Source organism: Venatorbacter sp. C2-1 (genome assembly GCF_022832715.1).
GTDB lineage: Bacteria > Pseudomonadota > Gammaproteobacteria > Pseudomonadales > Oceanobacteraceae > Venatoribacter > Venatoribacter alkanivorans.
Genome location: NZ_CP094879.1, coordinates 3,825,773 through 3,851,861 on the forward strand (window position 1 = coordinate 3,825,773; position 26,089 = coordinate 3,851,861).

Sequence of the window (26,089 nt, forward strand, 5' to 3'; positions counted from 1 at the left end):
CGATAACCTCACAGACAAACCCCGTAACAAGAATTCATGGATTTTAACGGCAGCCTGCCGCAAATACCCAGCCCTGCAGGCGTAAAAGGGACGTAAAGTGCCATTTCAGCCATCTGCCGCTGACCTCTGCCGGAGCCTGATAGTAACCACCAACCCACCCTGCTCATGATTACTCAGGCGCAGGTCACCACCGTGGTGACGGATAACACGATCAGCAATTGCCAGGCCCAGGCCAAAACCGCGGTGCCCACTGTTCAGGCTGTCGGGGCTACGTTCGCGGGCCTGTTCACTGCGAACAAAAGGTCTTAATAAATCGGCCAGCAGATGCTCCGGCACGCCGGGCCCATGATCACGCACCGCAATCTGTATCTGGCCATCCCTGCTGCTCAGATCAATATCGACCGATGTACCGGCTGCGGTATGCAGCAATGCATTACGGACAATATTTTCAACCGCCGATGTCAGCAGGCGGGGATCACCCTGCACCCTGACGGCATCTGCCGGCACATTCAGTTGCAAGACATTCTGTGGTCGCTCAAAGCGTGCATCAGCGGCGACCTGCTGCAGCAACGCAGTACAATCGACCGTTTGCCAGTGGCTGTAATCCTGCACAGTTTCAAGCCGGGCCATACTCAGCAGGTCTTCAATCAGTTCGTTCAGGCGCTGAGTTTCCAGCTCAATACGGTCCAGATATTCCACCTGTTCCGGTAGCGCATCCAGCCGCGCCAGTTCCAGCGCCACGGCAGTGCGGGCAAGCGGCGAGCGCAGCTCATGGGAAACATCGCGCAACAGCTGGCGCTGATCGGAAATCAGGCGCTGCAGACGCTCGGCCATCTGCCCGAATTCGCGCCCCAACTCGCCGATTTCATCACGCCGCAGTAATAACTTCGGCGCAATCCGCACCGGCCACTGGCCATCGGCAAAGGCGCGCACACTGCGCTGTAAAGACAGTAATGGCCGCGCCATATAGCGCGACAGCACAAAACCCCAAATGGCAAATAACAGCAGCGATGCCAGAAAACCCCAGCCGAGATAGGCCGGCAGGTTAAACACCGCGAGCGGATGGAGGAATTCCACCACCAGCAGATAAACCCGGCCGTCATGACTCTGCAGCGGTGCTTTCACCAGAATTTCAGTTTGCCCAAGCGGGTTAACCCGCGCCTGATAAGAGTCAGAGGCAAAGGCATATTCCAGCACGTCAGCCGGCACATTGGGCAGCAGGCTGATGCCCTGATCATCAAACACATAAGCGTTCACACTGGGATGACGCTCGAAGGTTAACAGCCATTCGAGCAGCAGAGGTTCACCGCCACGCTGCAGAATCAGTTCAGCTGCGGAGATATACCCGCCGGTTGGCGCAATCAGGTTAACGGAGTCGTTCGACCACTGGCGGTAATACATTGCCAGTAACAGGGTCACCAGCGTGGCCACCAGACTGGTGACCATGAAGGCGAGATAGATCCGGATAAAAATGCCGCGCACGAATCAGGCCTGAGCCATCTCCTGTTCCGGAGCGTACATGTAGCCAACGCCACGAATGGTACGGATACGGGCATCGCCGTTACGGTTGGGTCCGAGTTTTTTACGCAAATTGCTCAGATGCATATCCAGACTGCGGTCAAACAGCGTCAGAGAGCGTTGCATGGACTGCTCTGCCAGACGGTTCTTTTCCACCACTTTGCCGGCATCACGGGCCAGCACACTGAGGATATTAAATTCCGTCACCGTTAATTCGACCGCTTCGTTGTTGCGCAATACCTGATGCTGGTCGAGATCAATCACCAGCTCATCCAGCTCAATGTTGGCAGATACCACTTCGGCGGAGCGATTACGGCGTAAGACTGAACGCAGGCGGGCGGATAACTCACGCGGGTTACAGGGTTTGGGCAGATAATCATCGGCGCCGATTTCCAGCCCCTCGATACGGTCCAGTTCGTCCCCTTTGGCCGTCAGCATAATAACCGGCAGGTCACTGCGCTGACGGATACTGCGCAGAATCTCCAGGCCGTTACCACCCGGCAGCATAATATCCAGAATCACTGCCTGGTATTTGCCGGTCAGTGCTTCACTCAATCCTTCGTCTGCGGTGTGTACCGTTGTCACTTTAAATAATTCACGCTCAAGGTAGCGGCGCAGTAATGCGCACAGCTCCTGATCGTCATCAACTAATAACAGATTCATACGTCCCCCCGGGTCCGGGGTCCAGTGTCGGAGAAAAAGTGCTGTAGTTTCAAGCAGCTGGAGTGTTTCTTTACATTATGTAAAGAAAAGGTCACTACTCGTCTTCTTCACGCCGGTGTTTTTCGACGAAAGCGATAGCCTCCGTGACGGCCTCGGTGACACTGTTATTGGTTTTCACCAGTTCATCCGGAGTCATAAAAAACGCCATATCCACCTCAAAGCGGATATAGCGGGGAGGAAGTCGGTTAAGAGCAACACAGGCGATATCAGCCATATGTTCGATGCTGACCGCTGGCGACTGGCCATGTAAACGACGCAGGATCTCTTCGGCAACCAGCTGTTCATAGTAATTACGAATGTGATTATTGATGCTCATACCACCCTCCTTTGAATAGTTTCAGCATAGCACTCCGGCTATTTCCTGCTTTACTGATAAATAATACACAACCACACCGCCGTAGCGGCTGCTCCGTCCGGCGTACTTTTACAGGAACATGCTATGAAACTGGTCAGCGACCTGATGACCCGCGAACTGCTTACTCACCTGCCCGACGATACCCTGCAGGATGCTGAACAAACGATGGGGCGCCATCAGGTTCGCCACATTCCGGTAGTTGATGCAGAAGGGAAAATATTCGGCCTGCTCAGTCAGAAAGAATTTTTAACCGAAGCATTCCGTATTACCGATAAATTTGGCGCGCATAATCTGCAGACGTATCTGGCACAAACCAAACTGAGCTCCTGCATTAATACCGATGTTCAAACCATTCCGGCCGATATGCCACTGACCGTCGCCGGTCAGCAGTTACGCAACAGCCGTCAGGGTTGCTTACTGGTTACTGATAGTGAAAATCATCTGATCGGTCTGCTCAGCTCCAAAGACTTTGTCCGTCTGGCGATTGAATTGCTGGAACAGTCCTGAGCAGACTCAGGACGGGTAGCGTCGCTGAATATCATCAACCTGTTGTGGATGCTTTAACACGGCATCCACACAAGCCTGATCGAGCTCGTTGTGCGCCGCCATTTGCTGTAATTCAGCGAAGACTTTGTCCTGTGGCCAGGCTTCCTTGTAGCTGCGCCGGTTTAACAAGGCATCAAGAATATCGGCCACCGCAATAATCCGCGCTTCCAGCGGTACGTCATCGCCTTCGGCCCCCAGATAACCACTGCCATTCAGTTTTTCATGGTGATACTGAACAATGTTGCGCAGCATTTCGGTGTGCTCCATATCGCCGAGCGCAAAATGCTCCAGAGCCTGGTCGACAATATCGCGCCCGACTTTCACATGGGATTTCATTCGCTCGAATTCGTCCGCCGTCAGCGGGCCGGCTTTGTGCAGAATACTGTCGGGGATGGCAATTTTACCGATGTCATGCAGAGGAGCAAACAGCGCCAGATATTCGATAAAGGCATCGCTTAACTGCAGTTTTTTCTGCAGGGCGCGGGCAATCATGCGCGCATAGGCAGCCATGCGCCGCACATGGGCATCGGTTTCTACCGAACGGCGACCGCTGACGTCGGTGGCAAATTTTACCAGCGCCTGCATACGGGCAACCGCATCATGTTCGCGCACCAGCAACTGGCCAACCAGATGCGCCCACAGGTTGCAGTAGGCAATTTTCTGCTCAGAAAAATAATGCCGCTGCAGTGAGTTCAGAAACAGAAATCCCAGCAAAGCACCATCATGGAATACCGGCATGGTGAGGCTCGCCCGGTAGCCCTGAGACAACAACGCTGCGGTATGAACAGATAAACTCTTATGACGGAAGCAGCGCATGTCATTAACCACCCGCAAAGCCGGTTTATCGGCCAGAGCCTGCAGTGACGGCACGTCATCCAGCCGCACGCTGTAACCTAACAGCGGCGAGGTGTCATCGCTTTCATAAACAAAAGTCGACAGCAGCCCATCTTCAGGGTTGTACAGCACCAGCGCAAAACGCTGCACGCCTTCATACTGCTCGCGCAATACCCGGTAAAGACGCTCCAGTCGCTGCATAAAATGCATTTTCTGTCCCAGAGCCTGATAGGGATCATTCAGATAGAGTGGATCTTCCATAACATGCCTCTCCGCCGTTTGGCACAGTGTAGGCTAAGCCATCCGCCCTCAGCGCAGGAAGTTGCCAGCTTCCTGATGCACATCAAGGAGAAAAACCCTCCTCTGGCCTAGCCTGAAGTAAAGCTAACAAAGGAAAGTGATATGGATACCAGCGCCATCAGACAAGTGTTAACACAGCGTAAAGCCATGCTGGAAAACCGCGCCAGTAAGGTTGAGCGTGATGCCAGTCACCGCGATGAGCCTTTGTCCGCAGATTTTGCCGAACAAGCGGTAGAGCGGGAAAATGACGATGTACTGCATGCCATTGCCGGTGAATCTTTACACGAGATCACGATGATCAATCAGGCACTGGCGCGTCTGGATGCAGGAATTTATGGCGAATGCAGCGAATGTGGAAATACGATTGACGAAAAGCGCCTGCAGGCCGTTCCTTACACAACCCAATGTATCCAGTGCGCAGAACAGACTGATTAACGCTCGCCACCATCCAGGTCGCGTCCCTGTTCACGGCGTTGCTGCTCAGCTTCCAGGGCAATGGTCAGCAGCTGATCCAGTTTGGTTTCCAGCTGCTCCATACGGCTTTCCATTTTAGCCAGCCGGTCAGCATTCGCCGTTTCTTTGGCAATCAGGTCTTCTTCTTCCTGCTGCATAAAAAACGCAGAAAAGCTGGCGGTCATCATCGAAAATAAACCAATTCCCATCAGAATCAGTACCGACCCGAATAAACGCCCGGCGGTGCTGCCCGGCACAATATCACCATAGCCCACGGTGGTTACCGTTACCCAGGCCCACCAGATACCATCCATCGGTGTCTGCACATTGGGATCAATCACCGCCATTAAGGTGCCGGCCATAATGATGATGATAAAACTCACCATCAGGGTCGGCCCGAGGTGATTTCTTCCCATAATTTTCTGGAACGAGCCGGACATATTCATCAGCATGGTGAACATCGCCAGCAATCGCAGTGCACGTAAGCCACCGGCGTGGGGAAAGGCCTGCCAGAGCAACGGCATACCGGCAATCACAATCACCAGATTGCTCCAGTTATTACGTAAATAGCGCGCCTTATCGTCCACCACCGCAGTCAGCACCAGGGTTTCCAGCAAAAAGAAAGTCCATAAAAACCAGTCGGTAATGTAGGTGTACGGCAGTGGGCCATCGGCGCGGGCTTCGAGATACCACTCGAATACAATCCAGAAGGCGATCAGAATCATCGGCCATTCAAACATACGGCCAATGCGCCGGGCGCGGGCATTTTCGTTGTTATCAACGCCGGAGAGGCCGACCATTTTAGAAAAGGAGAGAATCATCAAAGCTCAGTTCAGCACCGTCAGGTAAACCACTTGATAAACATTGGTTACGTAAAAGAGTAGCTGAATCTTAACGGTAAAAGGCGACGCAGATCACCCATAAAGGCAATCGGCGCCGCTTACAGCACTCAGAACAGCGGGTTAACCTGAACGTCGCTGGTAGTGGAGTTAGCAATAAAACAATGCTGGTGTGCTTTATCGTGCATGGCGATCACCGCCGCTTCATCCGGTTGTTTATCGCCGCTGAAAACCACCTTCGGATTCAGACGGATACGGGCAACCCAGAACTTTCCATCGTCGCGCTGCTCCATTTCCGCCACCGCCGAATCGTCATACGACAACACCTGCAGGCGCTTTTTCGCCGCCAGTGCCAGAAAGGTCTGCATATGGCAGCTGGCCATCGCCGCCGCCAGCATCTGTTCAGGGTCGGCACCGAAATCGTTACCGGCCCCGCCTGCGGTCAGACTGAGCTGAGGTAAAAACTGAATACTATGGCGGCGCTCAAATCCCTCATGGGAAAACTCACCCTGTTTTTCCCAGCGAATATCAATACGGTGTTCCGACACGTTATTCCTCCAGTGTTTTACGCAAAGTGAAAGCACCACGCAGATCGCCGGCATTAAAGCCGCGTGCCTGATCGGCAGGATACAACTCGTCCAGCCTGGCGGTTACCGCCGGTGCCAGTTGTGAGCCATGACAGGTCAGACACAGCGGCGCCGTTGGAATGGCTTTCATATAACGGAATTCGCCATCGGCAACGGTCGTCGCTTCAATGCCCGCCGGGTCTTCACCGGCCTGCAGCCGGCGGGAAAAATCTTCCAGCGTCTGCAGTTCCCAATCATCGGCAACATTATCCGGGTTGCGGATTTTTGTTGAGGTGCGCGCCACCTGCCAGCCATTCTGGCTCAGCCCGGCGGCAATGGCCGGAGCTTCGGTATTGCACAGCTGAATCGCCGCTTCAGGGCCGCTCGCCTGAATCCCCTGCTTCAGGGTTTTCTGCAATGCCTGAGCAAAGGCTTTGGTCTGTTGCCGGGCTTCCTGAGTCAGCTGAGTATTATCGGCAGCCACCACCCACACCGGCGCCAGACCAAGCATTGCCGTCAGCAACACACTGCGTTTTAACATTCCCATGGCCTGCAACTCCTCAGCGATACACGCTTGGGTCAACTTCCACTTTATGCACGGTGCCGCTCCAGCCATCGAAGCCACCCACCAGCATTTTCACCTGCTCAAACCCCATGCGTTTCAGGGTGTAGGCTGCCAGTGTGCTGCGGCCGCCATTTTTACAATACAGCAGAATCTCGGCCTGGGGATTGGTCAGCGCCGGGTGATCACCCACACGGAATTCCAGCACACCGCGCGGGACGTTAACCGCACCCGGCAGGTGGCCCATATCAAACTCCGCCGGCTCACGTACATCGAGTACCACTGCGCCGTTCGCCAGCAACGCCTCAGCGGCGGCGGCATCAACAGGATTCACCGCAGAGCGGGCTTCGGCCAATAAATCGTCTTTGCTTAATGCCATGTCAGTTCTCCTTTTACATTTCCGAATAAGCATACAGAAATACAGCCGGTATGGCAGCCCCGACACTCAGACAACAGCTGTCAGACGATCCACCACCAGCCACAAACCAGCATCAGTGGCCAGCCGATATAAGGGCTGAACACCAGGCGCCAGATTTTCATTTCCGGCACATAGCCAACACCATGCACAAAACCAGCGCTGATGCCCCACAGGCACAGCGACAGCAGGCCATGGTCAATATTCATGGTTTCGCTGGCAACCACATGCGGCACCGCCAGCAATAATCCCGATAAACCGAGCGCGGCCAGTAATGACAATGCCCGGGCCCAGCCCGCATACAGCGGGCCGTAAGCTTTGTAATCCACCGGTGCGTTCATGGCTTACTCTTTCAGATCCGCATCGCGGTCAAAGTTTTCGTTCATTTCCAGCCACATGGCGTTAATCAGACCAAAAGAACAGGCCAGCAACACCCCTAAAATCCAGGCGAAATACCACATAAATCGTCTCCTTTCTCAGTAAGTGCTGTATTTATTGTCTTCAATAAAAGCCGTGGTCAAACGACCGCGCATTTTGTAATAGCCCCAGGTGGTATAGAGCAGAATAATCGGTACAAAGAACATCGCCACCCAGAACATAATGCCCAGCGTTTTCTGACTGGAAACCACATCCCATACCGTCAGGCTGAACGAAGGGTCCAGGCTTGATGGCATAATGAACGGAAACAGGCTGAACCCTGCGGTACAGATAATACCGGTCACCGCCAGCGAGCTGCCGATAAAGGCCAGAGCACCACGGTTAGCAGCTGACATCAGCACGGTAATTAACAGGCCAGTAAAAGCGATTACCGGTGCGCTGATCATGAGCGGATAACGGGAATAATTTTCCAGCCAGCCACCCGCTGCGACGTCTACGGTTTTATCCAGTGGCGTCATGGCCGCGGCAGTATTAATCGTACTGGTAATCACCAGCCCGTCGATTCCCGCATAAATCCAGATGCCAGCCGTGGCAAAAAGTACGGCAACGATAATCGCCAGCAGCATGGAGATTTTCCGCGCGCGCTCGTGCAGGTCACCATCGGTACGCATCTGCAGATAGGTTGCACCGTGCATGGCCAGCATACCAAGACTGACCAGACCGGCCACCAGCGCAAACGGATTCAGCAGCGCCCAGAATGAACCGGTATAGGTGGAGCGCATAAATTCATCCAGAGTAAATGGCACGCCGAGGAATAAATTGCCGAAGGCCACACCAAACACCAGTGCCGGAACCGCGCCGCCAATGGTCAGGCCCCAGTCCCAGGCACTGCGCCAGCGCGGATCTTCCATTTTCGAGCGGTACTCAAAACCCACCGGACGGAAAAACAGCGCAAATAACACCAGCAACAGCGCCCAGTAAAAACCGGAAAATGCGACGGCATACACCACCGGCCAGGCCGCAAAAATGGCACCACCGGCGGTAATAAACCACACCTGATTACCATCCCAGTGCGGGCCAATGGTATTCAGCATCACGCGGCGCTCGCTGTCAGTTTTACCGAGCACACGTAACAAGGCACCTACGCCCATATCGAAACCGTCGGTCACTGCAAAACCAATCAGCAGCACACCAATTAATACCCACCAGATTAATTTAAGGCTTTCGTAATCCATGTTCTGCTCCTTATGCCTGATCGGCGACAGCTTGCTGGGGCTGGGCGATAGCCGCACCGGCACCGTGATTCTGTTCAAAATGATAACGTCCGGTATGCAGACTGGATGGCCCCAGTCGGGCAAAGCGGATCATCAGGTACATTTCGACAATTAACAGCAGCGTATAAAAACCGATAAACCCTGCCAGACTCATATACAGATCTTCCACCGAACGGGTTGATACAGATAAATGCGTTGGTAACACTTCGGCAATCGACCATGGCTGGCGACCGAATTCAGCGACAAACCAGCCGACTTCACAGGCAATCCACGGCGCCGGCAACGAAATAATCAGGGCTTTTAACAACCAGGTTTTGGTTTCTACGTTGTGCTGTGTGCTGTAGTAGAACGATAGTGAAATCAGAATCAGCATCAGGAAGCCAAGGCCAACCATAAGACGGAATGCCCAGAACATAGGCGCTACTTTCGGAATGGTATCCTGTGCCGCCTGCTTGATTTGTTCTTCGGTGGCATCGACCACATTGTTGGTGTATTTCTTCAGCAACAGGCCATAACCAAGATCGTCTTTCAATGCATCAAAGGCTGCAACCGTCGGATCGGACTTATCGCCATGACGCATTTTTTCAAGCAAAGCATAAGCTTCGATACCACGACGAATGCGCAGCTCGTGTTCCTTCAGAAGATCTTTAATACCGACAATTTCTTCATCCACCGAACGGGTAGCAATTAACCCCAGTGCGCCCGGAATTTTAACCGCGTAATCGGTTTCCATGGTTTCCTGATTCGGGAAGCCAATCAGGGTGAAATCTGCCGGTGGTTCCTGGGTATGCCATTCGGCTTCAATCGCCGCCAGTTTGGTTTTCTGCACATCACCAATTTCGTAACCGGATTCATCGCCGAGAATAATCACACTGATAATAGAGGCAAAACCGAAGCTTGCGGCAATGGCAAACGAGCGGCGGGCAAAAGGAAGGTCACGTTTTTTCAGCATGTAATACGCTGAAATTGCCAGCACAAACATCGCCCCGGTGACATAACCGGCAGATACGGTATGTACAAATTTAACCTGCGCTACCGGGTTAAAAATCACCTCAGCAAAGTCAGTCATTTCCATGCGCATGGTTTCGTAATTAAATTCTGCCCCCACCGGATTCTGCATCCAGCCATTGGCAATAAGAATCCACAGCGCCGACATATTGGAGCCAATCGCCACCAGCCAGGTCACCATTAAATGTTGTACGCGGGTCAGGCGGTCCCAGCCAAAAAAGAATAAACCAATAAAGGTCGATTCGAGGAAGAACGCCATCAGGCCTTCAATCGCCAGCGGTGCACCGAAGATGTCACCGACATAATGCGAGTAATACGCCCAGTTCGTACCGAACTGGAATTCCATGGTCAGGCCCGTGGTTACACCAAGGGCAAAGTTAATACCAAATAACTTGCCCCAGAATTTCACCATATCCTGATAGACCTGTTTACCGGTCATCACGAAAGCAGATTCCATAATCGCCAGAATAAATGACAGACCCAGCGTTAATGGTACAAACAAAAAGTGATAAAGCGCGGTGATAGCAAACTGCAGCCGCGATAAATCGACGAGACTCTCACTGATCATTGCTGATCCTCCGATTGCGAGGGGGTAATAGTTGAAAGACCGAATTGTTGCGAAACAGCATCCTGCGGATTGGTCATGTCCACAGGGTCAGAAAACCAGAAAATGCGGATGGCAAAAATCAACACCAGCTTGATCAGCAGAACGACCATCAGCTCGCGCACCAGAGGTACAGAAAACAGGGATTTTTTTGCCATAAACGTTCTCTTGCAAAAGTGACACACCGTAGGCCGGCAATGGCCGGCAGACCCTCTGCAGCGCGACAGAAACATAAAACGCCAAAATAACTTCATCAGCATAAAGCAATATATCAGTAGCAGCACTGCGATGCTTTGTCGCAGGGATGCTGACTATCCATATGCCGCGCCGGGCGGCACAGAGCAGAGCAAGGAGCAGGCCAATCCGGATAAACGTGCTAAAAGGCCCGCACCGCAGGATAAATCCCAGGCAATGCTTTACAAATTACTGACGGACTGCCAGATTTGACACACCACCTGCCACAGGCGTCATGTTATGTTCAGCAATCCACATTACCGCTCTCTGCCTGCCATCTCTTCTTTGCTGGATGCCATTGCCGCACCTGCCGTACTGCTCAGTCCGGATTATGAAATCTGTGCTGCCAACGAAGCCTATCGCCACACATTCGCCGGTAATGATGATGTGGTCGGCCGACACTGCTATGACGTATCCCATGGCTACAAGGTGCCCTGCGATCAGGCTGGTGAAACCTGCCCGCTGCGTCAGTGCTTCGAAAGTGGCCAGCGTCAGCGCATTCTGCATATTCACAACACGGCCCGCGGACGTGAGCATGTGGATGTTGAAATCAGCCCGATCCGTGATGAGCAGGGCGAAATCCGCTTCTTCGTAGAAATTATGAATCCGGTGCAGCATGGCGACTGCCCGTTTGAACAACAGATGGTTGGTTACAGCCCAGCTTATACCCAGATGCTGGAACTGCTCAGTCGTGCATCCGCCAGCGATATCAGCGTCCTGCTGCTGGGCGAATCCGGCACCGGTAAAGAACTGGCCGCACAATATCTGCACGGTCACAGTCCGCGGCGTAACAGCCCCTTTGTTACCGTAGAATGCTCAGGACTGACTGAAAGCCTGTTTGAAAGTGAATTATTCGGGCACGAAAAAGGCGCTTTTACCGGCGCCACTCACCGCAAACCCGGACTGGTAGAAGCAGCCCGTGGTGGCACGTTATTTCTGGATGAAATCGGCGATATTCCGCTGCCAATGCAGGTTAAGTTATTGCGTCTGATCGAATCCGGCAGTTACCGTCCGGTGGGCAGTATTACGCCGCGCCATGCCGATTTCCGTCTGATTTGCGCTACTCACCGCCAACTGGGTGATATGGTTGCCGCCGGCACCTTCCGCCAGGATCTGTATTACCGCATCAGCCCTTTCCCCGTGGTTTTGCCCTCCCTGCGCGAGCGGCCGGAAGACATCATTCCACTGGCAACTCACCTGTTGCAGCAACTCAGCCAGCACCGTGTTCTGCAGCTTTCAGAAGAAGCCTGCGACTGGCTGATACAGCAGGATTTTCCCGGCAATATCCGCGAGCTGCGCAACCGCATAGAGCGCGCCATCCTGCTGTGTGACGGCTCACAGATTGAACCCGAACACCTGCGCCTGAATCTGCACCAGTTCAGCCAGCATCAGCATGCTGCAGATAACAATCCTGCAGCCCTGATTGCCCACAATGGCCTGCCGGATATCATGCCACTGGATCAGCTCGAGAGCGCTTATCTTACCCAACTGGCCGCCCGTCACCCGGGAGACAATGCCAGACTGGCTCACAAACTGGGCATCAGTGAACGCACGCTGTACCGCAAACTGAAGCAGGCGCGGGCAGATAATCACCGCAATACGGGGTCTGCTGACAGCGATTAAACGGGTGTCTGTACGCCGTAACCTTCTGATACTTTGGCCGTAATAACAGTAGGCGCAGCCATGGATTCAGATAAAATATGCGTTTACAGATATATTCCTGCCGGCCCCCTATACTGCCACTGCACTGGCTGGTATTCGTGCGCCCGAACGCAGGTAATGCCGGGATATAACAGCATTACTGCACAGAACAGGAAGGGATGGAGCGACGGACTATACTGATAATCCGGGCTCCAAAACCGGGGTCAGCTCAAGCTGCCCCGCATAAATGGACTGAAACATGGCTGTCGAACTGAGAGAACACCCGCGATTTTCCACCTACGTTAACGCACGCCTGTTATTTGCCGATGGCACCGAGCTCGACTGTCAGGTACTGGACTATTCGCAAAGCGGCATGCACCTGCTCTGGCCACACGGCCAGCCACAGAATACCAATGGCACCCTGACACTGGAGCTGTCACTGGATCAGCAAAAAACCAATGTCAAAGTAGAATGGGTATTCTGTAACGAGCAGCACGCCGGAGTACGCCTGCATCAAGCAGACGACCGTCTGTTTCTGCAGCTGCAGGAGTTCAACCAGAATCACCGCAATGTAAAGAAGCTCAGCCCCGAGCAGCGCAAAAAATATCTGGAGCTGTTCCATCAGGAAGCCAACGCCCTGATAGACCGCCTGCCCAAACTCTGGCTGCCGGAATTTCTTGAAGGCACCTTTACCAAAGCCAACATGGCGCGCAACACCACTGAGCAGCAACAGTGGCTGCGACTGGAAAAACAGTCGAAAGACAAAGCTGCGGCACTGCATCAGAAATTTACCCAGAACCTGAAACGTCAGCTTGAACTCTGGTCCGAAGGCAAGCCGGAATACAGCGCCGAAAATCAGCAGGCCAGTGGCGATATGCGCCTGTCGCTGGTACAGCAGGCAGAATTTGAAGACTGGTTACTGGCCAAAGTAACCTCCTCCCACCTGCAGTCACGACTGGCCCACATGACCTTCGAGCTGCGTCAGCTGCTCGACACACTGTCCGACGCCAGTATCGAAAACTGCTTTAACCCGATTGGCCCGGGCACGGTTACCGAAGCCTTCCGCGATGCGCTGGAAAAACTGCAGCTGCCACAGGAAGCACGGGCACTGGCCTTTGAAACCTTTGAACAGATTGCCGGTGGCAACCTGCAAACCACGTATCAGAATCTGGTTAAACAGATCGATATTCCACTGACCTTCCGCTACCGGAGACCCACTCCGGAAAAGCAGGAAAACTCCCCGCAACAGAACCAGAATAACGGCGGAGGAAGTGGTTCCGGCAACAACGGCTCCGGTAACAACGGTTCTGGTAACAACAGCGGTTCCAGTAACAGCGGCGCAGGAAATATCTCTCCCATCAGTAGCTCCGCTGGCTCAGGTCCAGCTGCGCGTAATATGCAGCCGGCTCACTATAACGAACAGACCCTGCAGAACTTCCAGCGCCACCAGGAAGAAGCCCGCCAGGCCTATTCCAATATTCAGAATCTGCTGCAATTGCGCTACCAGCGCTTTGAACAGGCGGCTCTGGCACAGGATGCCTTACCGGCAGCGGAGCCTGAACTGATCAGCAATGTTCTGAACCATGTCGCCCAGCAGCAGAGCCTGGCTCAGGGACATGTACGCGAGCACGTTGAAAAAGCCCTGGCCGAGAAAGACGTCAGCCTGCCAGCCGAATCCCGTGACGCCATCGACACACTGGAACACGTCACCCAGCACCTGCTGTCGAGCGATCAGGTTGCCGAATTTATCAAACCCTTTATTGAACGTCTGGGCTGGCCATTACTGCAGCTGATGCTGAAAGACGCCAGCCTGCTGTTCAACCCTGACCATCCCGGCCGGCAGGTACTGAACCAACTGGCCAAGCTGGGTCAGCTCACCACCAGCGGCGAAGCTCAGATAACAGCCCGTCTGCAAAGCCTGGTTGACCCGGTTGTGCACAACATCAGCAATGATGAAAGCTCACTCGACGAATTACTCGAAAGCCTGCAGGGGCTGGTCAGCGGCGCAGAACGCAAAGCCCGGCAAAATGCCGAACGCGTCGCTCAGGCTGCTGAGGGCGAGCATAAATTACAGAAGGTCCGCCGCCAGATTGAACATCTGGTCGGTAAAGACAGCTCCGACCGGACGCTGCCATCCTGTGTCGTTGAATGGCTGCAGCAGGGCTGGCAACAGATACTGGCATTGCTGCTGTTGCGCGAAGGTCCGGACAGCAAGCGCTTTAAAGGTGCGGTTAAGCTCTACCGTCAGGTGCTTGCGCTGTTTAATCCCGACAACAGTGGCCGGCGGGAATTACTACAGCGCTTTCAGCCGATGATGGAGCTGGCCCGCGCCGAGCTTGATCGGCTGAATGGCAGCCTGCCGGAGCACCAGCGCTGGTACGACGAAATTATGGCCGCCGCCGAAAGCCATCTGAATCAGGGCGAAATCCGTGAAGCCATCGACCTGCCAACCTTCGTCGCCAAGCCCGCCGAAGTGGTGCCCGAAGGTCGCGGTGTGCGCCGCGCCATGAATCTGCAGATTGGCGACTGGCTGTTACTGGTGGAACAGGATCAGGCGGTGTCTGTGGTGTGGATTGCGCAGGATGCGTCCAAGTTTGCCTGTGTTAATCACAGCGGTATGAAAGTGATCGACTTCACGCTGGCCGAACTGGCCCGCGCCTTTGATGAAGGCCGGGTGAAACGGATGTACGAACAGGACGAATCAGCGGTCGATCAGGGCGTTGATAAACTGGTGCAACAGATTTACCGCGATCTGTCTGAGCAGGCCAATATCGACGCTCTTACCGGCCTCACCAATCGTCAGCATTTCCTGCGTCAGTTACAGGAACGCTTCCAGGCCAGCCTGCGCAACCCGGCACCCTGCACTCTGGCCATGATCGATATCGACCAGTTCAAACTGATCAACAAAAACTACGGCGTCGATGGCGGGGATACCTGCCTGCAGGCCGTAGCGACCATGCTGGAAGAAGAGTGCAAAGACGCGTTGTGCGCCCGTATCGGCAGTAACGAGTTTGCCGTACTGCTCAATCACGCGGATATGGAGCAGGCCGAAGCCAGCATCAAACTACTGAAGAAAAATATAGAAGGCACTGCCATCAGCAGTGGCTCAGACAGTTTCCATATTCATATCAGTGTCGGCCTGGCCGCCATGAATGCCGATATCACCGACGCATCCGATCTGGTTGAGCAGGCCGAATCTGCCTGCCTGATTGCCAAAGAAAAAGGTGGCTCACGTATCGTTCAGTACGAATTCGATGACGCCGGCCGCCTGCGTCACGATGAGTTTATGGCCTGGGGCAACAAACTCAATCAGGCGCTGGCCAACAACCAGTTACAGGTGCTGTGCGTACCGATCACCGCCATTCAGGAACGCCACAAAGGAACCCGTCAGTACGAAATCATTATCAGCATCCGGGATAAAAATGGTGCTCAGATTCCGCCACTGGAATATCTGCAGGCTGCTGAAAACTACAACCGTATGTATATGCTCGACCGCTGGACGCTGGAGCAACTGGTGCAGTGGCTGCATGATCACCCCAATGCCGCCCAGAGTATCAGCCGTTTTGTGCTGCGCCTGTCGGGTCATGCCATCAATGATGAAAGCCTGCTGGCCTATATTTTTGAGCAGGCGCGTGAAAAAGATGTTCCGGTGAAGAAACTCTGTTTTGAGCTGAACGAGACATCCGCTATCCGCAATCTGGAAGATGCCGCCGACTTTATGCATGAAATGCGCAGTCTCGGCTGCCAGTTTGTGCTGTCGGATTTCGGTACCGGACAATCGTCATTCGAATACCTCAAAGCCCTGCCGGTTGACTATGTGAAGATCGATCACAGCTTTATTGACGGGCTGCATACCAGTTCAGCCGATTATGCGCTGGTGAAATCCATCCAGGAAATCACCCATTTTATGGCCAAAAAAACCATCGCCGAATACAGCGCCAACAATAACGTCTGGGAAATTCTGCGTTCCATTGGTATCGACTTTGTCGTCGGCGCACCCGCTGAATATCAGCCGCTGGAGAAGCTTGGCTGACACACCCGGGGTTTATGGCCTGAGCAGGTAATGAAACCGCAAGGATAACCAGTGTACAATCCGCGCTCCTGAAAGCAGCGCTCTGGTTCTGAAAGCGGTATGAAAACACTAGTCAGTCTTATGTTATTCGGGTTACTCAGCGCCTGCTCGGTGAGTAACCTGCCCGGCAACCTCTCCCGTTCAATGATGAACCAGGATGACCCGGCCATCGTCGCCGCCGGTGCTCCGGCCTATCTGTTGTTACTTGATGCCCTGATTCTTACTTACCCCGAAAACGAAGACTTCCTGCTCGCCGGCTCCCGCCTGTACGGCGCTTATGCCGGCGTCTTTGCTCAGGACCCGGATCAGGCCAAACGCATGGCCGACAAGGCCATCGGCTACGCCCGCCGCGCCCTGTGCGAATACGATGAAGATGCCTGCACCTTAATCGACGGCCCACAGAATGATCTGCTGGCCGGTCTGGAAGAAGACTACGACGCCGACGATATCGCCGTGTTCTACGCCATGGCTGCTGCCTGGGCCGGCTGGATTCAGGCCAACAGCGACGACTGGAATGCCATCGCCCAGCTCGGCAAGGTCAAAATTCTGATGCAATGGGTCGCAACCCAGGACCCCGCCTACGATCACGCGACCGTGCAGGTTTACCTCGGTGTACTGGAAACCCAGCTCCCTCCGTCACTGGGCGGTAAACCGGAACTGGGACGGGAATATTTTGAACGCGCCATCGACATGACCCGGGGCGAAAACCTGATGGCCAAGGTGCTGTACGCCAAGCAATACGCCCGCCTGATGTTTGAACAGGAATTGCACGACCGCTTATTACAGGAAGCTCTGGATGCCGACCCGCACAGCGAGGGGCTCACCCTGATTAACCGTCTGGCCCAGCGCCAGGCAGCCGTTCTGTTAGCCGAATCCTCTGAATACTTTGAGTGAGATCCTATGAAACTGATCACCGCCCTGGCGCTGACCCTGAGTCTGCTGAGTCCTCTGGCTCAGGCTGCCACCACCCTGAAAATTGCCACTCTGGTTCCTGATGGCACCAACTGGATGAAACTGATGCGTCAGGCTGCTGATGACATCAAGCAGGAAACCGACAGCCGGGTAAAAATCAAATATTTCCCCGGTGGCGTACAGGGCAGCGATAAAAGCGTGCTGCGTAAAATGCAGATCCGTCAGCTGCAGGGTGGTGCCGTTTCTACCGGTGCAATGTCACACATTACCAACGTGACGCAGTTGTACAGCCTGCCATTTACGTTCCGCAATCTCGATGAAGTACGTGCTGTGCGCGCCGAGTACGACCAGTACATCGCTGCAGCGCTGCAGGAAAAAGGCTACATCCTGCTGGGCCTGTCAGAAGGTGGTTTTGCTTATCTGATGTCCAACAAGCCACTGAAATCATCGGTGGATGTTCGCAGCCAGAAAGTCTGGGTGCCGGAAGGCGACATCATCAGCCAGACCACTTTTGAGAATGGTCAGGTAGAGCCGATCTCCCTGCCGGTATCCGATGTTTATACCAGCCTGCAGACTGGTTTGATTGATACCGTTGCCGTCAATGCCACCTCGGCGATTGCCCTGCAATGGCACACCAAACTGAGCTATGCCACCGATTTTCCACTGGCCTTTATCTTCGGCATGCTGGTCGTTGACGAACGCGCCTTCAGCAAAATCGACGCTGCTGATCAGGCCGTTGTGAAACGCATTATGGCTGCAACCTTCCGCGCGATGGATGTACAGAACGAAAAAGACGAGCAGGGTGCACGTGCGGCACTGGCACAGAATGGCATGCAGTTTGTCGAGCTGACCGAAGAAGATAAGCTGGCCTGGCGCAAGATGGCGCAGGACAGCATTAACACCCTGCGCGAGAAATCGGTTTACCCGGTTGAGCTGTACAACAAGCTGAAGCAGAGCCTGAACAACAACCGTCAGGCGGCTGCGCAGTAATGAAGAAATGGCTGTCTACCCTGCACCGCATCGAAGATGCTGTACTGGTGCTGTTACTGCTGGCGATGATTATTCTCGCCGGCGTCGATATTCTCGCCCGTACACTGTTTGGTGGCGGGGTGGTCTGGGTGCAGCCATTGCTGCGGGTTATGGTACTTTGGCTTGGCCTGCTCGGTGCCCTGCTTGCCACCCGCTCACGCGAACATATCGCCATTGATCTGATCAACCGCCTCGCTGGTCCGCAAACCAAACGCTGGCTGGCAGTACTGACCTCGGCCTTTGCGGCCTTTATCTGTCTGGTTGTAGCCTGGAATGCTCAGGCCTTTGTGCGCTTTGCTTTCGAGTTTGGCGATATCGCATTCGGACGTGTGCCCGCCTGGCCGCTGCAACTGGTGATTCCGTTAAGCTTCGCGCTGATGGGATTACGTTTCAGCCTGCAGGCCGTGCAGGAACTGCTCGGGCAGACCCGGGAGGCTGAAGCATGAGCATTCTGGTTCCGCTGTTACTGTTATTTCTGGCACTGGCCGGCGCGCCATTGTTTACCGTGATCGCCGCCAGTGCGATGTGGGGCTTCTGGCAAACCGATGTTGATCTGCAGACCATGGCTATCAGCATCTATCAGATTGCTGAAATGCCAGTGCTGATTGCAATTCCGCTGTTTACCTTCGCAGGTTATCTATTGGGCGAAAGCAAGGCTCCACAACGCCTGGTACGCATTACCGATGCCTTCCTTGGCTGGATGCCCGGCGGTCTGGCAATTGTGGCTCTGGCAGCCTGTGCACTGTTTACCGCCTTTACCGGCGCCTCCGGGGTGACCATCGTCGCTCTTGGCGCGCTGCTGGTGCCTGCGCTGCAGAAAGCAGGCTACAAAGAGTCGTTTAATCTGGGTCTGGTTACCACTTCCGGTAGTCTGGGTCTGTTATTCGCACCATCGCTGCCACTGATTCTGTACGGTGTGGTTGCTCAGCAAATGGCGCTGGACACGCCGGTCAGCATCGATGACCTGTTCCTCGCTGGTCTGCTGCCAGGCCTGCTGATGTTGTTTGCCCTGTCGCTCTACAGCGCCTGGCAGTCACGAGGTATTGAGCGCGATCATCATCCTTTTGATAAAGCAGAAGCCTGGGCGGCGATTAAAGACAGCGCATGGGAAATTCCGCTGCCTTTTGTAGTATTGGGCGGTATTTACAGCGGCTTTTTCGCGGTATCAGAGGCGGCTGCGCTGACTGCCTTTTATGTACTGATCGTCAGTGTGGTTATCCGCCGTGAAATCAGCCTGACCCGGCTGCCGCTGGTGATGCGCGACTCGATGAAACTGGTGGGCGCGATTCTGCTGATTCTTGCTGTCTCCATGGCTTCAACCAATTACATGATTGACGCCGGCATTCCGGAGCAGATCTTTGCTTTTATCCAGCAACATGTCAGTGATTCCTTCACCTTTTTGCTGCTGCTGACGATCTTCCTGCTGATTCTGGGCATGATGCTCGATATTTTCTCAGCCATCGTCATTATGATTCCGATCATTCTGCCGATTGCCATTGAGTACGGCATTCATCCGATTCATCTGGGCATTCTGTTCCTCGCGAATATGCAGCTGGGCTACTTTACGCCGCCGGTTGGGATGAACCTGTTTATTGCCAGCTTCCGCTTTAATAAGCCGGTTATGACGCTGTACCGCGCCACCATCCCGTTCTTCTTTATTCTGCTCGCCTGTGTGCTGATTATTACCTATTGGCCTGGCCTGAGCCTCGCACTGCTGTAAAACATGATCACAGACGCTCTGCGGAGCGTCTGACCCTTCTTTACAGCTGCTTGCCCAATCTGACATGGCCCCGGGTTATGGTAGTAACTCATGATCGTGCTCATGGATGAGTATCCTTCCTAAGACGTTGTTTGCGGGTTAATCTTGACCCGCTTTTTTTTTATTCCCATCAGTAAAATCAATAAAAAATCACAGGAAGGCTTATGGCCAGTCTGACCGCCCGCCTGACACGCACTCTTCTGCGTGCTTTGGTGCAACCGACATTCACACCCGAATTCGGCCTTAAACGCCAACGCCAGCGTTTAAATGCCCTGCAACAACTCATGCCGATGCCTTTTGGCGTACGCAAACAGATTACTCCCTGTGGCGGCGTTCCCGCCTGGCGTCTGACACCGGCGACCGTACATGACGTCGGCAGCGCACAAAATACCGGTGCGAGTGTGATGCTGTATCTGCATGGCGGAGGCTATGTCGTCGGTTCTCCGACCAGTCATGGTGAAATGGTCGCCCGTATCGCCCGCCAGTGCAGTATTGATACCTGGCTTATTGATTACCGCCTTGCTCCTGAACATCCGGCACCAGCCGCCCTTGAGGACGCACTCAGCGCTTACCGCACTCTCAGTGCTCAGGGGCCGGTGATAATTGCCGGTGATTCTGCCGGTGGAGGTCTGAGTCTGGCCCTGACTGCGGCTGTTTTGGAACAGCAGCTGCCACGCCCACAGGCTCTGGTTTTATTCTCGCCCTGGTGTGATCTGAGCTGCAGCGGAGCTTCCATCAGTGAAAGGAAAGAACGGGAGGTATTACTGCAGACAGACTGGATTCTCTTCGCAGCGGAGCAGTATGCCGGGCAGCAGGATCTGGACAATCCGCATATATCGCCACTGCATGCCGACTTCAGCGATTTTCCACCTACCCTGATTCAGGTTGGCAGCGAAGAAATTCTGTACGATGACAGCGTGCGCCTCGCTCAGCGTATGCGCCATGCAGGCGCTGAGGTAACCCTGAGTGAATATCCTCAGATGTGGCACGTATTTCAGCTGCACGCCGGTTATATGCCTGAAGCGCGCCAGGCACTGAATGAAATTGCGGCCTTTACCAGACAGCAGCAAAAGCGCGAATAACGGCCAATAAAAAAGGCCAATAAAAAGGCCCGCAGTCTTACGACGGCGGGCCTTTTTATTTAACTGCCGAAATTACTCAGCGGCTTCATCCTGAACTTCAACAACATCCGCTTCTGCTACTGCAACCGGACGGTCTACCAGTTCAACATATGCCATTGGAGCGTTATCACCAGCACGGAAGCCACATTTCAGAATACGAATGTAACCACCTGGGCGGGTTTGATAACGAGGACCCAAATCGCTGAACAACTTACCTACTGCTTCTTTGCTACGGGTACGAGCAAAGGCCAGACGACGGTTAGCAACTGAATCTTCTTTTGCAAGAGTGATCAGTGGCTCAGCTACGCGACGCAGCTCCTTCGCCTTTGGCAGGGTAGTCTTGATAATTTCATGCTCGAACAGGCTCACCGCCATGTTTTTAAACATGGCTTGACGGTGTGCGCTGGTACGATTGAAGTGACGACCACTTTTACGATGACGCATGGTTTTATTCCTTAACTAACTGAACGCTCTGCTCAGGCTAATACTTTGTCGTCGTTACGGAGGCTGGCAGGTGGCCAGTTCTCCAGATGCATTCCCAACGACAGTCCGCGTGAGGCCAGAACGTCTTTGATTTCAGTCAGAGACTTCTTACCTAAATTAGGAGTCTTCAACAGCTCTACTTCTGTACGCTGGATCAGATCACCGATGTAGTAAATGTTTTCTGCTTTCAGACAGTTGGCAGAACGAACGGTCAGTTCCAGATCGTCCACAGGACGAAGCAGGATCGGATCGATCTCTTCTTCTTCGCGGATCTGTTCAACGACTTCGTCGTTCTCCAGATTTACGAAGATAGCCAGCTGTTGCTGCAAGATGGTCGCGGAACGACGGATCGCTTCTTCCGGATCGATGGTACCGTTGGTTTCGAGATCGATAACCAGTTTGTCCAGATCGGTACGCTGTTCCACACGAGCGCTTTCAACGCTGTAAGAAACACGCTTAACCGGGCTGTAGGTAGCATCAAGCTGCAGTTTGCCAATGGCCTTGGTTTCTTCATCGTTCTGGTTACGGGACTCAACAGTCTCGTAGCCACGACCGGAAGCAACTTTCAGGGTCATTTTCAGTTCAGCGCCTTCACCCAGATGGGCGATAACGTGAGCTGGGTTAGCAACCTCAACACCATGATCCAGTTGAATATCGGCAGCTGTTACTGTTGCCGGGCCAACTTTCGCCAGGCTCAGAATCGCTTCGTCACGTTCATGTAATTTGACCGCAACACCTTTCAGGTTCAGCAGGATTTCAATTACGTCTTCCTGTACACCTTCGATCGCGCTGTACTCATGCAGAACGCCATCGATTTCGCATTCAACGATTGCAGCACCCGGCATAGAGGAAAGCAGGATACGACGCAATGCGTTGCCTAAAGTGTGGCCGAAACCGCGCTCAAGCGGCTCCAGAGTCACTTTAGCGTGGGTATTGTTTACCTCATCCACCTGGATGTGACGAGGTGTCAAAAATTCATTAACTGCACGCTGCATAGCTGCCCCTTAAGTTCCTCTATTACTTAGAGTAAAGTTCCACGATCAGGTTTTCGTTGATCTCTGCTGGGAGATCAGCGCGCTCAGGAACTGCTTTGAAAGTTCCTTCCATCTTACCTGCATTGACATCAATCCACGCACAATCAGTGCGCTGTGCTGCCAGCTCAAGAGCAGTTTTGATACGATCCTGATTTTTCGCTTTCTCACGAATCGTAACCACATCGCCGCTCTTAACGTTGAACGAAGGAACGTTCACAGTCTGACCATTCACAGCGACTGCTTTGTGAGTGACCAGCTGACGTGATTCAGCGCGGGTAGAGCCGAAGCCCATGCGGTATACAACGTTATCCAGACGAGATTCCAGCAGTTGCAGCAGGTTTTCACCGGTTGCGCCTTTACGACGCGCTGCTTCTTTGTAGTAGCTGCGGAATTGCTTTTCCAGGATACCGTACAAGCGACGTACTTTTTGCTTTTCGCGCAGCTGCAGACCGTAGTCAGACAGACGACCGCGACCAGCACCGTGTACGCCAGGCTTGGTTTCCATTTTGCATTTAGTGTCTAATGCACGAACGCCGCTCTTCAGGAACAGGTCAGTTCCTTCACGACGAGACAGCTTACACTTAGGACCAATATAACGTGCCATATTTCTGCCTCCTTATACGCGACGCTTCTTAGGTGGACGACAGCCGTTATGTGGGATCGGAGTAACATCAGTGATGTTAGCGATCTTGTATCCACATGCGTTCAGAGCGCGGACTGCTGATTCACGACCTGGACCTGGACCTTTAACTTCCACGTCGAGGTTTTTCAGACCGTACTCTTTTGCTGCTTCACCAGCACGCTCTGCTGCTACCTGAGCGGCGAAAGGAGTGCTCTTACGAGAACCACGGAAACCTGAACCACCGGCGGTTGCCCATGACAGAGCATTACCCTGACGGTCGGTGATGGTTACGATGGTGTTGTTAAAAGAGGCGTGGATGTGCGCAATGCCATCGACTACCGTCTTTTTAACCTTTTTCTTGGTTGATCTTTGTGGCTTAGCCATTTTTAAATCCTGCTTTTAATATCAACACTGCAACAAGTCGAATGCAGCTACACTAAAAGACCGACCGTAAGATTACTTACGGATCGGTTTGCGCGGGCCCTTACGGGTACGAGCATTCGTTTTAGTACGCTGACCACGAAGTGGCAGGCTGCGACGGTGGCGGATACCACGATAGCAAGCCATATCCATCAGACGCTTGATGTTCATTTGCACTTCACGGCGCAAATCACCTTCAACCGTATGTTTAGCTACTTCGTTACGAACAACATCCAGCAACTCTTCGCTCAGATCACCGATTTTGGTGGTCTCAGCAATGCCAGTAGCGGCACAGATCTGCTGGGCAGTAGTACGACCAATGCCATAGACATAGGTCAGAGAAATCACTGCATGCTTGTTGTCAGGAATATTGACACCGGCAATACGGGCCATGTCTAACTCCGTTACACTTTACTTGATGAAAGGGCGCGAGATACTACAGGCAGCTCAAAAATAAATCAAGCCATCTGTAATATTCACACCCGACCTTGTCCGGGGATTAACCCTGACGTTGCTTGTGCTTTGGATCTGAACAGATCACGCGCACACTACCGTTACGGCGAATAATTTTGCATTCACGGCAGATTTTTTTAACAGACGCACGTACTTTCATGACAGTCTCCTAAATCTGGCTCAGCGGGCTGAGCCAAAATTCTTCAGATTTGCTTTCTTCATCAGCGATTCGTACTGGTGTGACATCAGGTGCGATTGAACCTGAGCCATGAAATCCATTACGACCACAACCACGATCAATAACGATGTGCCACCGAAGTAGAAAGGTACATCTGCAGCGACTACCAGGAACTGAGGCATCAGACACACCGCGGCAATGTACAGCGAACCGAACAGAGTCAGGCGTCCTAAGACAGCATCAATATACTTGGCAGTCTGAATGCCCGGGCGGATACCCGGAATGAAAGCACCAGACTTCTTCAGATTTTCGGCAACATCTTTCGGGTTGAACATCAACGCCGTATAGAAGTAGCAGAAGAAAATAATACCGGCAGCGAACAGTACGATGTACAGCGGCTGGCTTGGCGCCAGAGCCATACTGATGTCCTGCAGCCACTCCATACCCTCACCCTGGCCAAACCACGTTCCCAGAGACGCAGGGAACAACAGCAGGCTTGAAGCAAAGATCGCAGGAATTACACCGGCCATATTAAGTTTCAGCGGTAAATGACTTGTCTGTGCCGCAAACATCTGACGACCCTGCTGACGTTTTGCGTAGTTAATGGTGATGCGACGCTGGCCGCGCTCAACAAAGACTACGAAACCGATCACCACGACTGCCAGGGCAGCAATAACCAGCAATACCAGAATATTCAGGTCACCCTGACGCGCAGACTCGAAAGCCTGACCAATTGCACTCGGCAGACCAGCAACAATACCGGCGAAGATCAGGATAGAGATGCCATTACCGATACCACGTTCGGTAACCTGCTCACCCAGCCACATCATGAACACTGCACCTGCCACGAAGGAAGGTACGGCTGCGATGTAGAAATCAATGCCCGAAGAGAAAGTAACGCCCTGGCCGGCAAGGCCGGCCGAGACGCCGAAGGCCTGAATCGTTGCAAGCAGTACAGTACCGTAACGGGTGTACTGGGTAATCTTGCGACGACCGGCTTCGCCTTCTTTCTTCAACTGTTCCAGCTGCGGACTCACCGCCGTCAGCAATTGCATGATAATGGAAGCAGAGATATAGGGCATGATGCCCAGCGCCAGAATACTCATGCGCTCCAGTGCACCACCGGAGAACATATTGAACATTTCCAGGATTGTGCCCTGGTTCTGCTCGAATAAACGTGCCAATGCTTCCGGATTAATACCTGGCACCGGGATATGGGTGCCAATCCGATATACTACAATCGCCAGGAGCACGAAGCGGATGCGCGACCAGAGTTCAGTCAGTCCGCCTTGCATGCCCTGTGGGAGTCCTTGCCTAGCCATTAGTCTTCGACCTTTCCACCGGCTGCTTCAATAGCAGCTTTTGCGCCTTGAGTGACTTTCAGACCTTTGATGGTCAAAGCCTTCTTGACTTCACCAGACAGAATCACGCGAGCTTCTTTGATCTTCTCGCCGATAACGTCTGCAGCTTTCAGTGCTGCCAGATCTACAACATCGCCTTCAACCAGAGCCAGTTCGTTCAGACGGATCTCTGCAACGTACTGTGCTTTGCGTGAAGTAAAGCCAAATTTTGGCAGACGACGGTGGATTGGCATCTGACCGCCTTCAAAGCCCGGAGCCACTTTACCGCCTGAGCGTGATTTCTGACCTTTGTGACCACGGCCACCAGTCTTACCCAGACCGGAACCGATACCACGGCCAACACGCTTAGGAGCAGGCTTCGAACCAGGAGCTGGGCTCAATTCGTTGAGACGCAT

30 protein-coding genes are annotated in these 26,089 nt (G+C 53.4%); 9 read left to right on the forward strand and 21 right to left on the reverse strand.

The genetic code is table 11. The features are described 5' to 3' along the window. Positions 1–105: 105 nt before the first annotated feature. From MT343_RS17120 to MT343_RS17130, 3 genes are all read right to left on the reverse strand, one after another. Positions 106–1,482: a sensor histidine kinase gene (locus MT343_RS17120; RefSeq protein WP_145466679.1), complete on the reverse strand. Its 1,377-nt coding sequence runs from the start codon at positions 1,480–1,482 to the stop codon at positions 106–108. A gap of 3 nt (positions 1,483–1,485) precedes the next feature. Then, complete coding sequence (locus MT343_RS17125; RefSeq protein WP_145466680.1) at positions 1,486–2,181, reverse strand: response regulator transcription factor; 696 nt, start codon at positions 2,179–2,181, stop codon at positions 1,486–1,488. Between the two features lie 94 nt (positions 2,182–2,275). Continuing rightward, positions 2,276–2,557, reverse strand: a complete 282-nt coding sequence (locus MT343_RS17130; protein ID WP_145466681.1) for a late competence development ComFB family protein — start codon at positions 2,555–2,557, stop codon at positions 2,276–2,278. Between the two features lie 123 nt (positions 2,558–2,680). On the opposite strand from MT343_RS17130, the gene MT343_RS17135 reads away from it, so the two are divergent. After that, complete coding sequence (locus tag MT343_RS17135; protein ID WP_145466682.1) at positions 2,681–3,103, forward strand: CBS domain-containing protein; 423 nt, start codon at positions 2,681–2,683, stop codon at positions 3,101–3,103. 6 nt (positions 3,104–3,109) lie between these two features. On the opposite strand, the gene MT343_RS17140 is transcribed toward MT343_RS17135, so the two are convergent. Continuing rightward, positions 3,110–4,237 carry an HD domain-containing phosphohydrolase gene (locus MT343_RS17140; protein WP_145466683.1) on the reverse strand — a complete coding sequence of 376 codons (1,128 nt, stop codon included), beginning with the start codon at positions 4,235–4,237 and terminating at the stop codon, positions 3,110–3,112. 141 nt (positions 4,238–4,378) lie between these two features. On the opposite strand from MT343_RS17140, the gene MT343_RS17145 reads away from it, so the two are divergent. Then, positions 4,379–4,711, forward strand: a complete 333-nt coding sequence (locus tag MT343_RS17145; protein WP_145466684.1) for a TraR/DksA family transcriptional regulator — start codon at positions 4,379–4,381, stop codon at positions 4,709–4,711. Here the strand turns inward: MT343_RS17145 and MT343_RS17150 are convergent. The 9 genes from MT343_RS17150 to cydP all read right to left on the reverse strand — a co-directional run bounded on the left by MT343_RS17150 (position 4,708) and on the right by cydP (position 10,533). After that, positions 4,708–5,550, reverse strand: a complete 843-nt coding sequence (locus tag MT343_RS17150; protein WP_225693558.1) for a potassium channel family protein — start codon at positions 5,548–5,550, stop codon at positions 4,708–4,710. The genes MT343_RS17145 and MT343_RS17150 overlap by 4 nt on opposite strands. 128 nt (positions 5,551–5,678) lie before the next feature. Beyond that, positions 5,679–6,116 carry an OsmC family protein gene (locus MT343_RS17155; RefSeq protein ID WP_186435786.1) on the reverse strand — a complete coding sequence of 146 codons (438 nt, stop codon included), beginning with the start codon at positions 6,114–6,116 and terminating at the stop codon, positions 5,679–5,681. Between the two features lies 1 nt (position 6,117). Next, positions 6,118–6,681 (reverse strand): Tll0287-like domain-containing protein, encoded by a 564-nt coding sequence (locus MT343_RS17160; RefSeq protein ID WP_243989426.1) that lies wholly within the window; start codon positions 6,679–6,681, stop codon positions 6,118–6,120. Between the two features lie 13 nt (positions 6,682–6,694). Then, positions 6,695–7,075 carry a rhodanese-like domain-containing protein gene (locus tag MT343_RS17165; protein ID WP_145466687.1) on the reverse strand — a complete coding sequence of 127 codons (381 nt, stop codon included), beginning with the start codon at positions 7,073–7,075 and terminating at the stop codon, positions 6,695–6,697. Between the two features lie 80 nt (positions 7,076–7,155). Beyond that, the gene (locus tag MT343_RS17170) at positions 7,156–7,452 is read right to left on the reverse strand and encodes a cyd operon YbgE family protein (protein ID WP_145466688.1); all 297 of its coding nucleotides are present in this window, start codon (positions 7,450–7,452) and stop codon (positions 7,156–7,158) included. 3 nt (positions 7,453–7,455) lie between these two features. Next, positions 7,456–7,572 carry a cytochrome bd-I oxidase subunit CydX gene (gene cydX / locus MT343_RS17175; RefSeq protein WP_145466689.1) on the reverse strand — a complete coding sequence of 39 codons (117 nt, stop codon included), beginning with the start codon at positions 7,570–7,572 and terminating at the stop codon, positions 7,456–7,458. A 15-nt stretch (positions 7,573–7,587) separates the two neighbouring features. Continuing rightward, positions 7,588–8,724 (reverse strand): cytochrome d ubiquinol oxidase subunit II, encoded by a 1,137-nt coding sequence (gene cydB / locus MT343_RS17180; RefSeq protein WP_145466690.1) that lies wholly within the window; start codon positions 8,722–8,724, stop codon positions 7,588–7,590. Positions 8,725–8,734: 10 nt separating this feature from the next. Further along, positions 8,735–10,339, reverse strand: a complete 1,605-nt coding sequence (locus tag MT343_RS17185) for a cytochrome ubiquinol oxidase subunit I (protein ID WP_145466691.1) — start codon at positions 10,337–10,339, stop codon at positions 8,735–8,737. Next, a complete protein-coding gene (gene cydP, locus MT343_RS17190) occupies positions 10,336–10,533 on the reverse strand; it encodes a cytochrome oxidase putative small subunit CydP (RefSeq protein WP_145466692.1) in 198 nt (65 codons plus the stop codon). The genes MT343_RS17185 and cydP overlap by 4 nt, the downstream gene beginning before the upstream one ends. Before the next feature lie 316 nt (positions 10,534–10,849). Between cydP and MT343_RS17195 the strand changes: the two genes are divergently transcribed. The 7 genes from MT343_RS17195 (at position 10,850) to MT343_RS17225 (ending at position 21,104) form a co-directional block, all read left to right on the forward strand. Beyond that, entirely contained in the window at positions 10,850–12,232 is a 1,383-nt protein-coding gene (locus MT343_RS17195; RefSeq protein WP_145466693.1) for a sigma-54 interaction domain-containing protein, read from the forward strand. Positions 12,233–12,509: 277 nt separating this feature from the next. Continuing rightward, entirely contained in the window at positions 12,510–16,283 is a 3,774-nt protein-coding gene (locus tag MT343_RS17200) for a DUF1631 family protein (protein ID WP_145466694.1), read from the forward strand. A gap of 99 nt (positions 16,284–16,382) precedes the next feature. Beyond that, positions 16,383–17,216 carry a TRAP transporter TatT component family protein gene (locus tag MT343_RS17205; RefSeq protein ID WP_225692821.1) on the forward strand — a complete coding sequence of 278 codons (834 nt, stop codon included), beginning with the start codon at positions 16,383–16,385 and terminating at the stop codon, positions 17,214–17,216. 6 nt (positions 17,217–17,222) lie between these two features. Continuing rightward, complete coding sequence (locus MT343_RS17210) at positions 17,223–18,224, forward strand: TRAP transporter substrate-binding protein (protein ID WP_145466695.1); 1,002 nt, start codon at positions 17,223–17,225, stop codon at positions 18,222–18,224. Beyond that, a complete protein-coding gene (locus tag MT343_RS17215) occupies positions 18,224–18,709 on the forward strand; it encodes a TRAP transporter small permease (RefSeq protein ID WP_145466696.1) in 486 nt (161 codons plus the stop codon). The genes MT343_RS17210 and MT343_RS17215 overlap by 1 nt, the downstream gene beginning before the upstream one ends. After that, complete coding sequence (locus MT343_RS17220; RefSeq protein ID WP_145466697.1) at positions 18,706–19,983, forward strand: TRAP transporter large permease; 1,278 nt, start codon at positions 18,706–18,708, stop codon at positions 19,981–19,983. Before MT343_RS17215 ends, MT343_RS17220 begins: the two co-directional genes overlap by 4 nt. A gap of 203 nt (positions 19,984–20,186) precedes the next feature. Next, positions 20,187–21,104: an alpha/beta hydrolase gene (locus MT343_RS17225; protein WP_145466698.1), complete on the forward strand. Its 918-nt coding sequence runs from the start codon at positions 20,187–20,189 to the stop codon at positions 21,102–21,104. 72 nt (positions 21,105–21,176) lie between these two features. On the opposite strand, the gene rplQ is transcribed toward MT343_RS17225, so the two are convergent. The 8 genes from rplQ to rplO form a co-directional block, all read right to left on the reverse strand. Then, positions 21,177–21,587: a 50S ribosomal protein L17 gene (gene rplQ / locus MT343_RS17230; protein ID WP_145466699.1), complete on the reverse strand. Its 411-nt coding sequence runs from the start codon at positions 21,585–21,587 to the stop codon at positions 21,177–21,179. A gap of 32 nt (positions 21,588–21,619) precedes the next feature. Continuing rightward, positions 21,620–22,621 (reverse strand): DNA-directed RNA polymerase subunit alpha, encoded by a 1,002-nt coding sequence (locus tag MT343_RS17235; RefSeq protein ID WP_145466700.1) that lies wholly within the window; start codon positions 22,619–22,621, stop codon positions 21,620–21,622. A gap of 22 nt (positions 22,622–22,643) precedes the next feature. Then, entirely contained in the window at positions 22,644–23,264 is a 621-nt protein-coding gene (gene rpsD / locus MT343_RS17240; RefSeq protein WP_145466701.1) for a 30S ribosomal protein S4, read from the reverse strand. Between the two features lie 12 nt (positions 23,265–23,276). Next, entirely contained in the window at positions 23,277–23,666 is a 390-nt protein-coding gene (gene rpsK, locus MT343_RS17245) for a 30S ribosomal protein S11 (RefSeq protein ID WP_145466702.1), read from the reverse strand. A 72-nt stretch (positions 23,667–23,738) separates the two neighbouring features. Continuing rightward, positions 23,739–24,095 carry a 30S ribosomal protein S13 gene (rpsM, locus tag MT343_RS17250; RefSeq protein WP_145466703.1) on the reverse strand — a complete coding sequence of 119 codons (357 nt, stop codon included), beginning with the start codon at positions 24,093–24,095 and terminating at the stop codon, positions 23,739–23,741. A 106-nt stretch (positions 24,096–24,201) separates the two neighbouring features. Continuing rightward, positions 24,202–24,315 (reverse strand): 50S ribosomal protein L36, encoded by a 114-nt coding sequence (rpmJ, locus tag MT343_RS17255; protein ID WP_145466704.1) that lies wholly within the window; start codon positions 24,313–24,315, stop codon positions 24,202–24,204. Positions 24,316–24,335: 20 nt separating this feature from the next. Then, positions 24,336–25,655 carry a preprotein translocase subunit SecY gene (gene secY, locus MT343_RS17260; protein ID WP_145466705.1) on the reverse strand — a complete coding sequence of 440 codons (1,320 nt, stop codon included), beginning with the start codon at positions 25,653–25,655 and terminating at the stop codon, positions 24,336–24,338. After that, positions 25,655–26,089 (reverse strand): 50S ribosomal protein L15, encoded by a 435-nt coding sequence (rplO, locus tag MT343_RS17265; protein WP_145466706.1) that lies wholly within the window; start codon positions 26,087–26,089, stop codon positions 25,655–25,657. The genes secY and rplO overlap by 1 nt, the downstream gene beginning before the upstream one ends.

Bases quoted from the DNA above. Each gene is read 5' to 3' on its own strand.
- MT343_RS17165 (WP_145466687.1), bottom strand. From the start codon at position 7,075: ATGGCATTAAGCAAAGACGATTTATTGGCCGAAGCCCGCTCTGCGGTG.
- MT343_RS17200 (WP_145466694.1), top strand. From the start codon at position 12,510: ATGGCTGTCGAACTGAGAGAACACCCGCGATTTTCCACCTACGTTAAC.
- MT343_RS17210 (WP_145466695.1), top strand. From the start codon at position 17,223: ATGAAACTGATCACCGCCCTGGCGCTGACCCTGAGTCTGCTGAGTCCT.
- rpmJ (WP_145466704.1), bottom strand. From the start codon at position 24,315: ATGAAAGTACGTGCGTCTGTTAAAAAAATCTGCCGTGAATGCAAAATT.
- MT343_RS17145 (WP_145466684.1), top strand. From the start codon at position 4,379: ATGGATACCAGCGCCATCAGACAAGTGTTAACACAGCGTAAAGCCATG.
- rpsD (WP_145466701.1), bottom strand. From the start codon at position 23,264: ATGGCACGTTATATTGGTCCTAAGTGTAAGCTGTCTCGTCGTGAAGGA.
- cydX (WP_145466689.1), bottom strand. From the start codon at position 7,572: ATGTGGTATTTCGCCTGGATTTTAGGGGTGTTGCTGGCCTGTTCTTTT.
- rplQ (WP_145466699.1), bottom strand. From the start codon at position 21,587: ATGCGTCATCGTAAAAGTGGTCGTCACTTCAATCGTACCAGCGCACAC.
- MT343_RS17235 (WP_145466700.1), bottom strand. From the start codon at position 22,621: ATGCAGCGTGCAGTTAATGAATTTTTGACACCTCGTCACATCCAGGTG.
- MT343_RS17125 (WP_145466680.1), bottom strand. From the start codon at position 2,181: ATGAATCTGTTATTAGTTGATGACGATCAGGAGCTGTGCGCATTACTG.
- rpsM (WP_145466703.1), bottom strand. From the start codon at position 24,095: ATGGCCCGTATTGCCGGTGTCAATATTCCTGACAACAAGCATGCAGTG.
- rplO (WP_145466706.1), bottom strand. From the start codon at position 26,089: ATGCGTCTCAACGAATTGAGCCCAGCTCCTGGTTCGAAGCCTGCTCCT.
- MT343_RS17225 (WP_145466698.1), top strand. From the start codon at position 20,187: ATGGCCAGTCTGACCGCCCGCCTGACACGCACTCTTCTGCGTGCTTTG.
- secY (WP_145466705.1), bottom strand. From the start codon at position 25,655: ATGGCTAGGCAAGGACTCCCACAGGGCATGCAAGGCGGACTGACTGAA.
- MT343_RS17220 (WP_145466697.1), top strand. From the start codon at position 18,706: ATGAGCATTCTGGTTCCGCTGTTACTGTTATTTCTGGCACTGGCCGGC.
- MT343_RS17215 (WP_145466696.1), top strand. From the start codon at position 18,224: ATGAAGAAATGGCTGTCTACCCTGCACCGCATCGAAGATGCTGTACTG.
- MT343_RS17170 (WP_145466688.1), bottom strand. From the start codon at position 7,452: ATGAACGCACCGGTGGATTACAAAGCTTACGGCCCGCTGTATGCGGGC.
- MT343_RS17185 (WP_145466691.1), bottom strand. From the start codon at position 10,339: ATGATCAGTGAGAGTCTCGTCGATTTATCGCGGCTGCAGTTTGCTATC.
- MT343_RS17205 (WP_225692821.1), top strand. From the start codon at position 16,383: ATGAAAACACTAGTCAGTCTTATGTTATTCGGGTTACTCAGCGCCTGC.
- rpsK (WP_145466702.1), bottom strand. From the start codon at position 23,666: ATGGCTAAGCCACAAAGATCAACCAAGAAAAAGGTTAAAAAGACGGTA.
- cydB (WP_145466690.1), bottom strand. From the start codon at position 8,724: ATGGATTACGAAAGCCTTAAATTAATCTGGTGGGTATTAATTGGTGTG.
- MT343_RS17135 (WP_145466682.1), top strand. From the start codon at position 2,681: ATGAAACTGGTCAGCGACCTGATGACCCGCGAACTGCTTACTCACCTG.
- MT343_RS17150 (WP_225693558.1), bottom strand. From the start codon at position 5,550: ATGATTCTCTCCTTTTCTAAAATGGTCGGCCTCTCCGGCGTTGATAAC.
- MT343_RS17160 (WP_243989426.1), bottom strand. From the start codon at position 6,681: ATGGGAATGTTAAAACGCAGTGTGTTGCTGACGGCAATGCTTGGTCTG.
- MT343_RS17140 (WP_145466683.1), bottom strand. From the start codon at position 4,237: ATGGAAGATCCACTCTATCTGAATGATCCCTATCAGGCTCTGGGACAG.
- MT343_RS17130 (WP_145466681.1), bottom strand. From the start codon at position 2,557: ATGAGCATCAATAATCACATTCGTAATTACTATGAACAGCTGGTTGCC.
- MT343_RS17195 (WP_145466693.1), top strand. From the start codon at position 10,850: ATGTTCAGCAATCCACATTACCGCTCTCTGCCTGCCATCTCTTCTTTG.
- cydP (WP_145466692.1), bottom strand. From the start codon at position 10,533: ATGGCAAAAAAATCCCTGTTTTCTGTACCTCTGGTGCGCGAGCTGATG.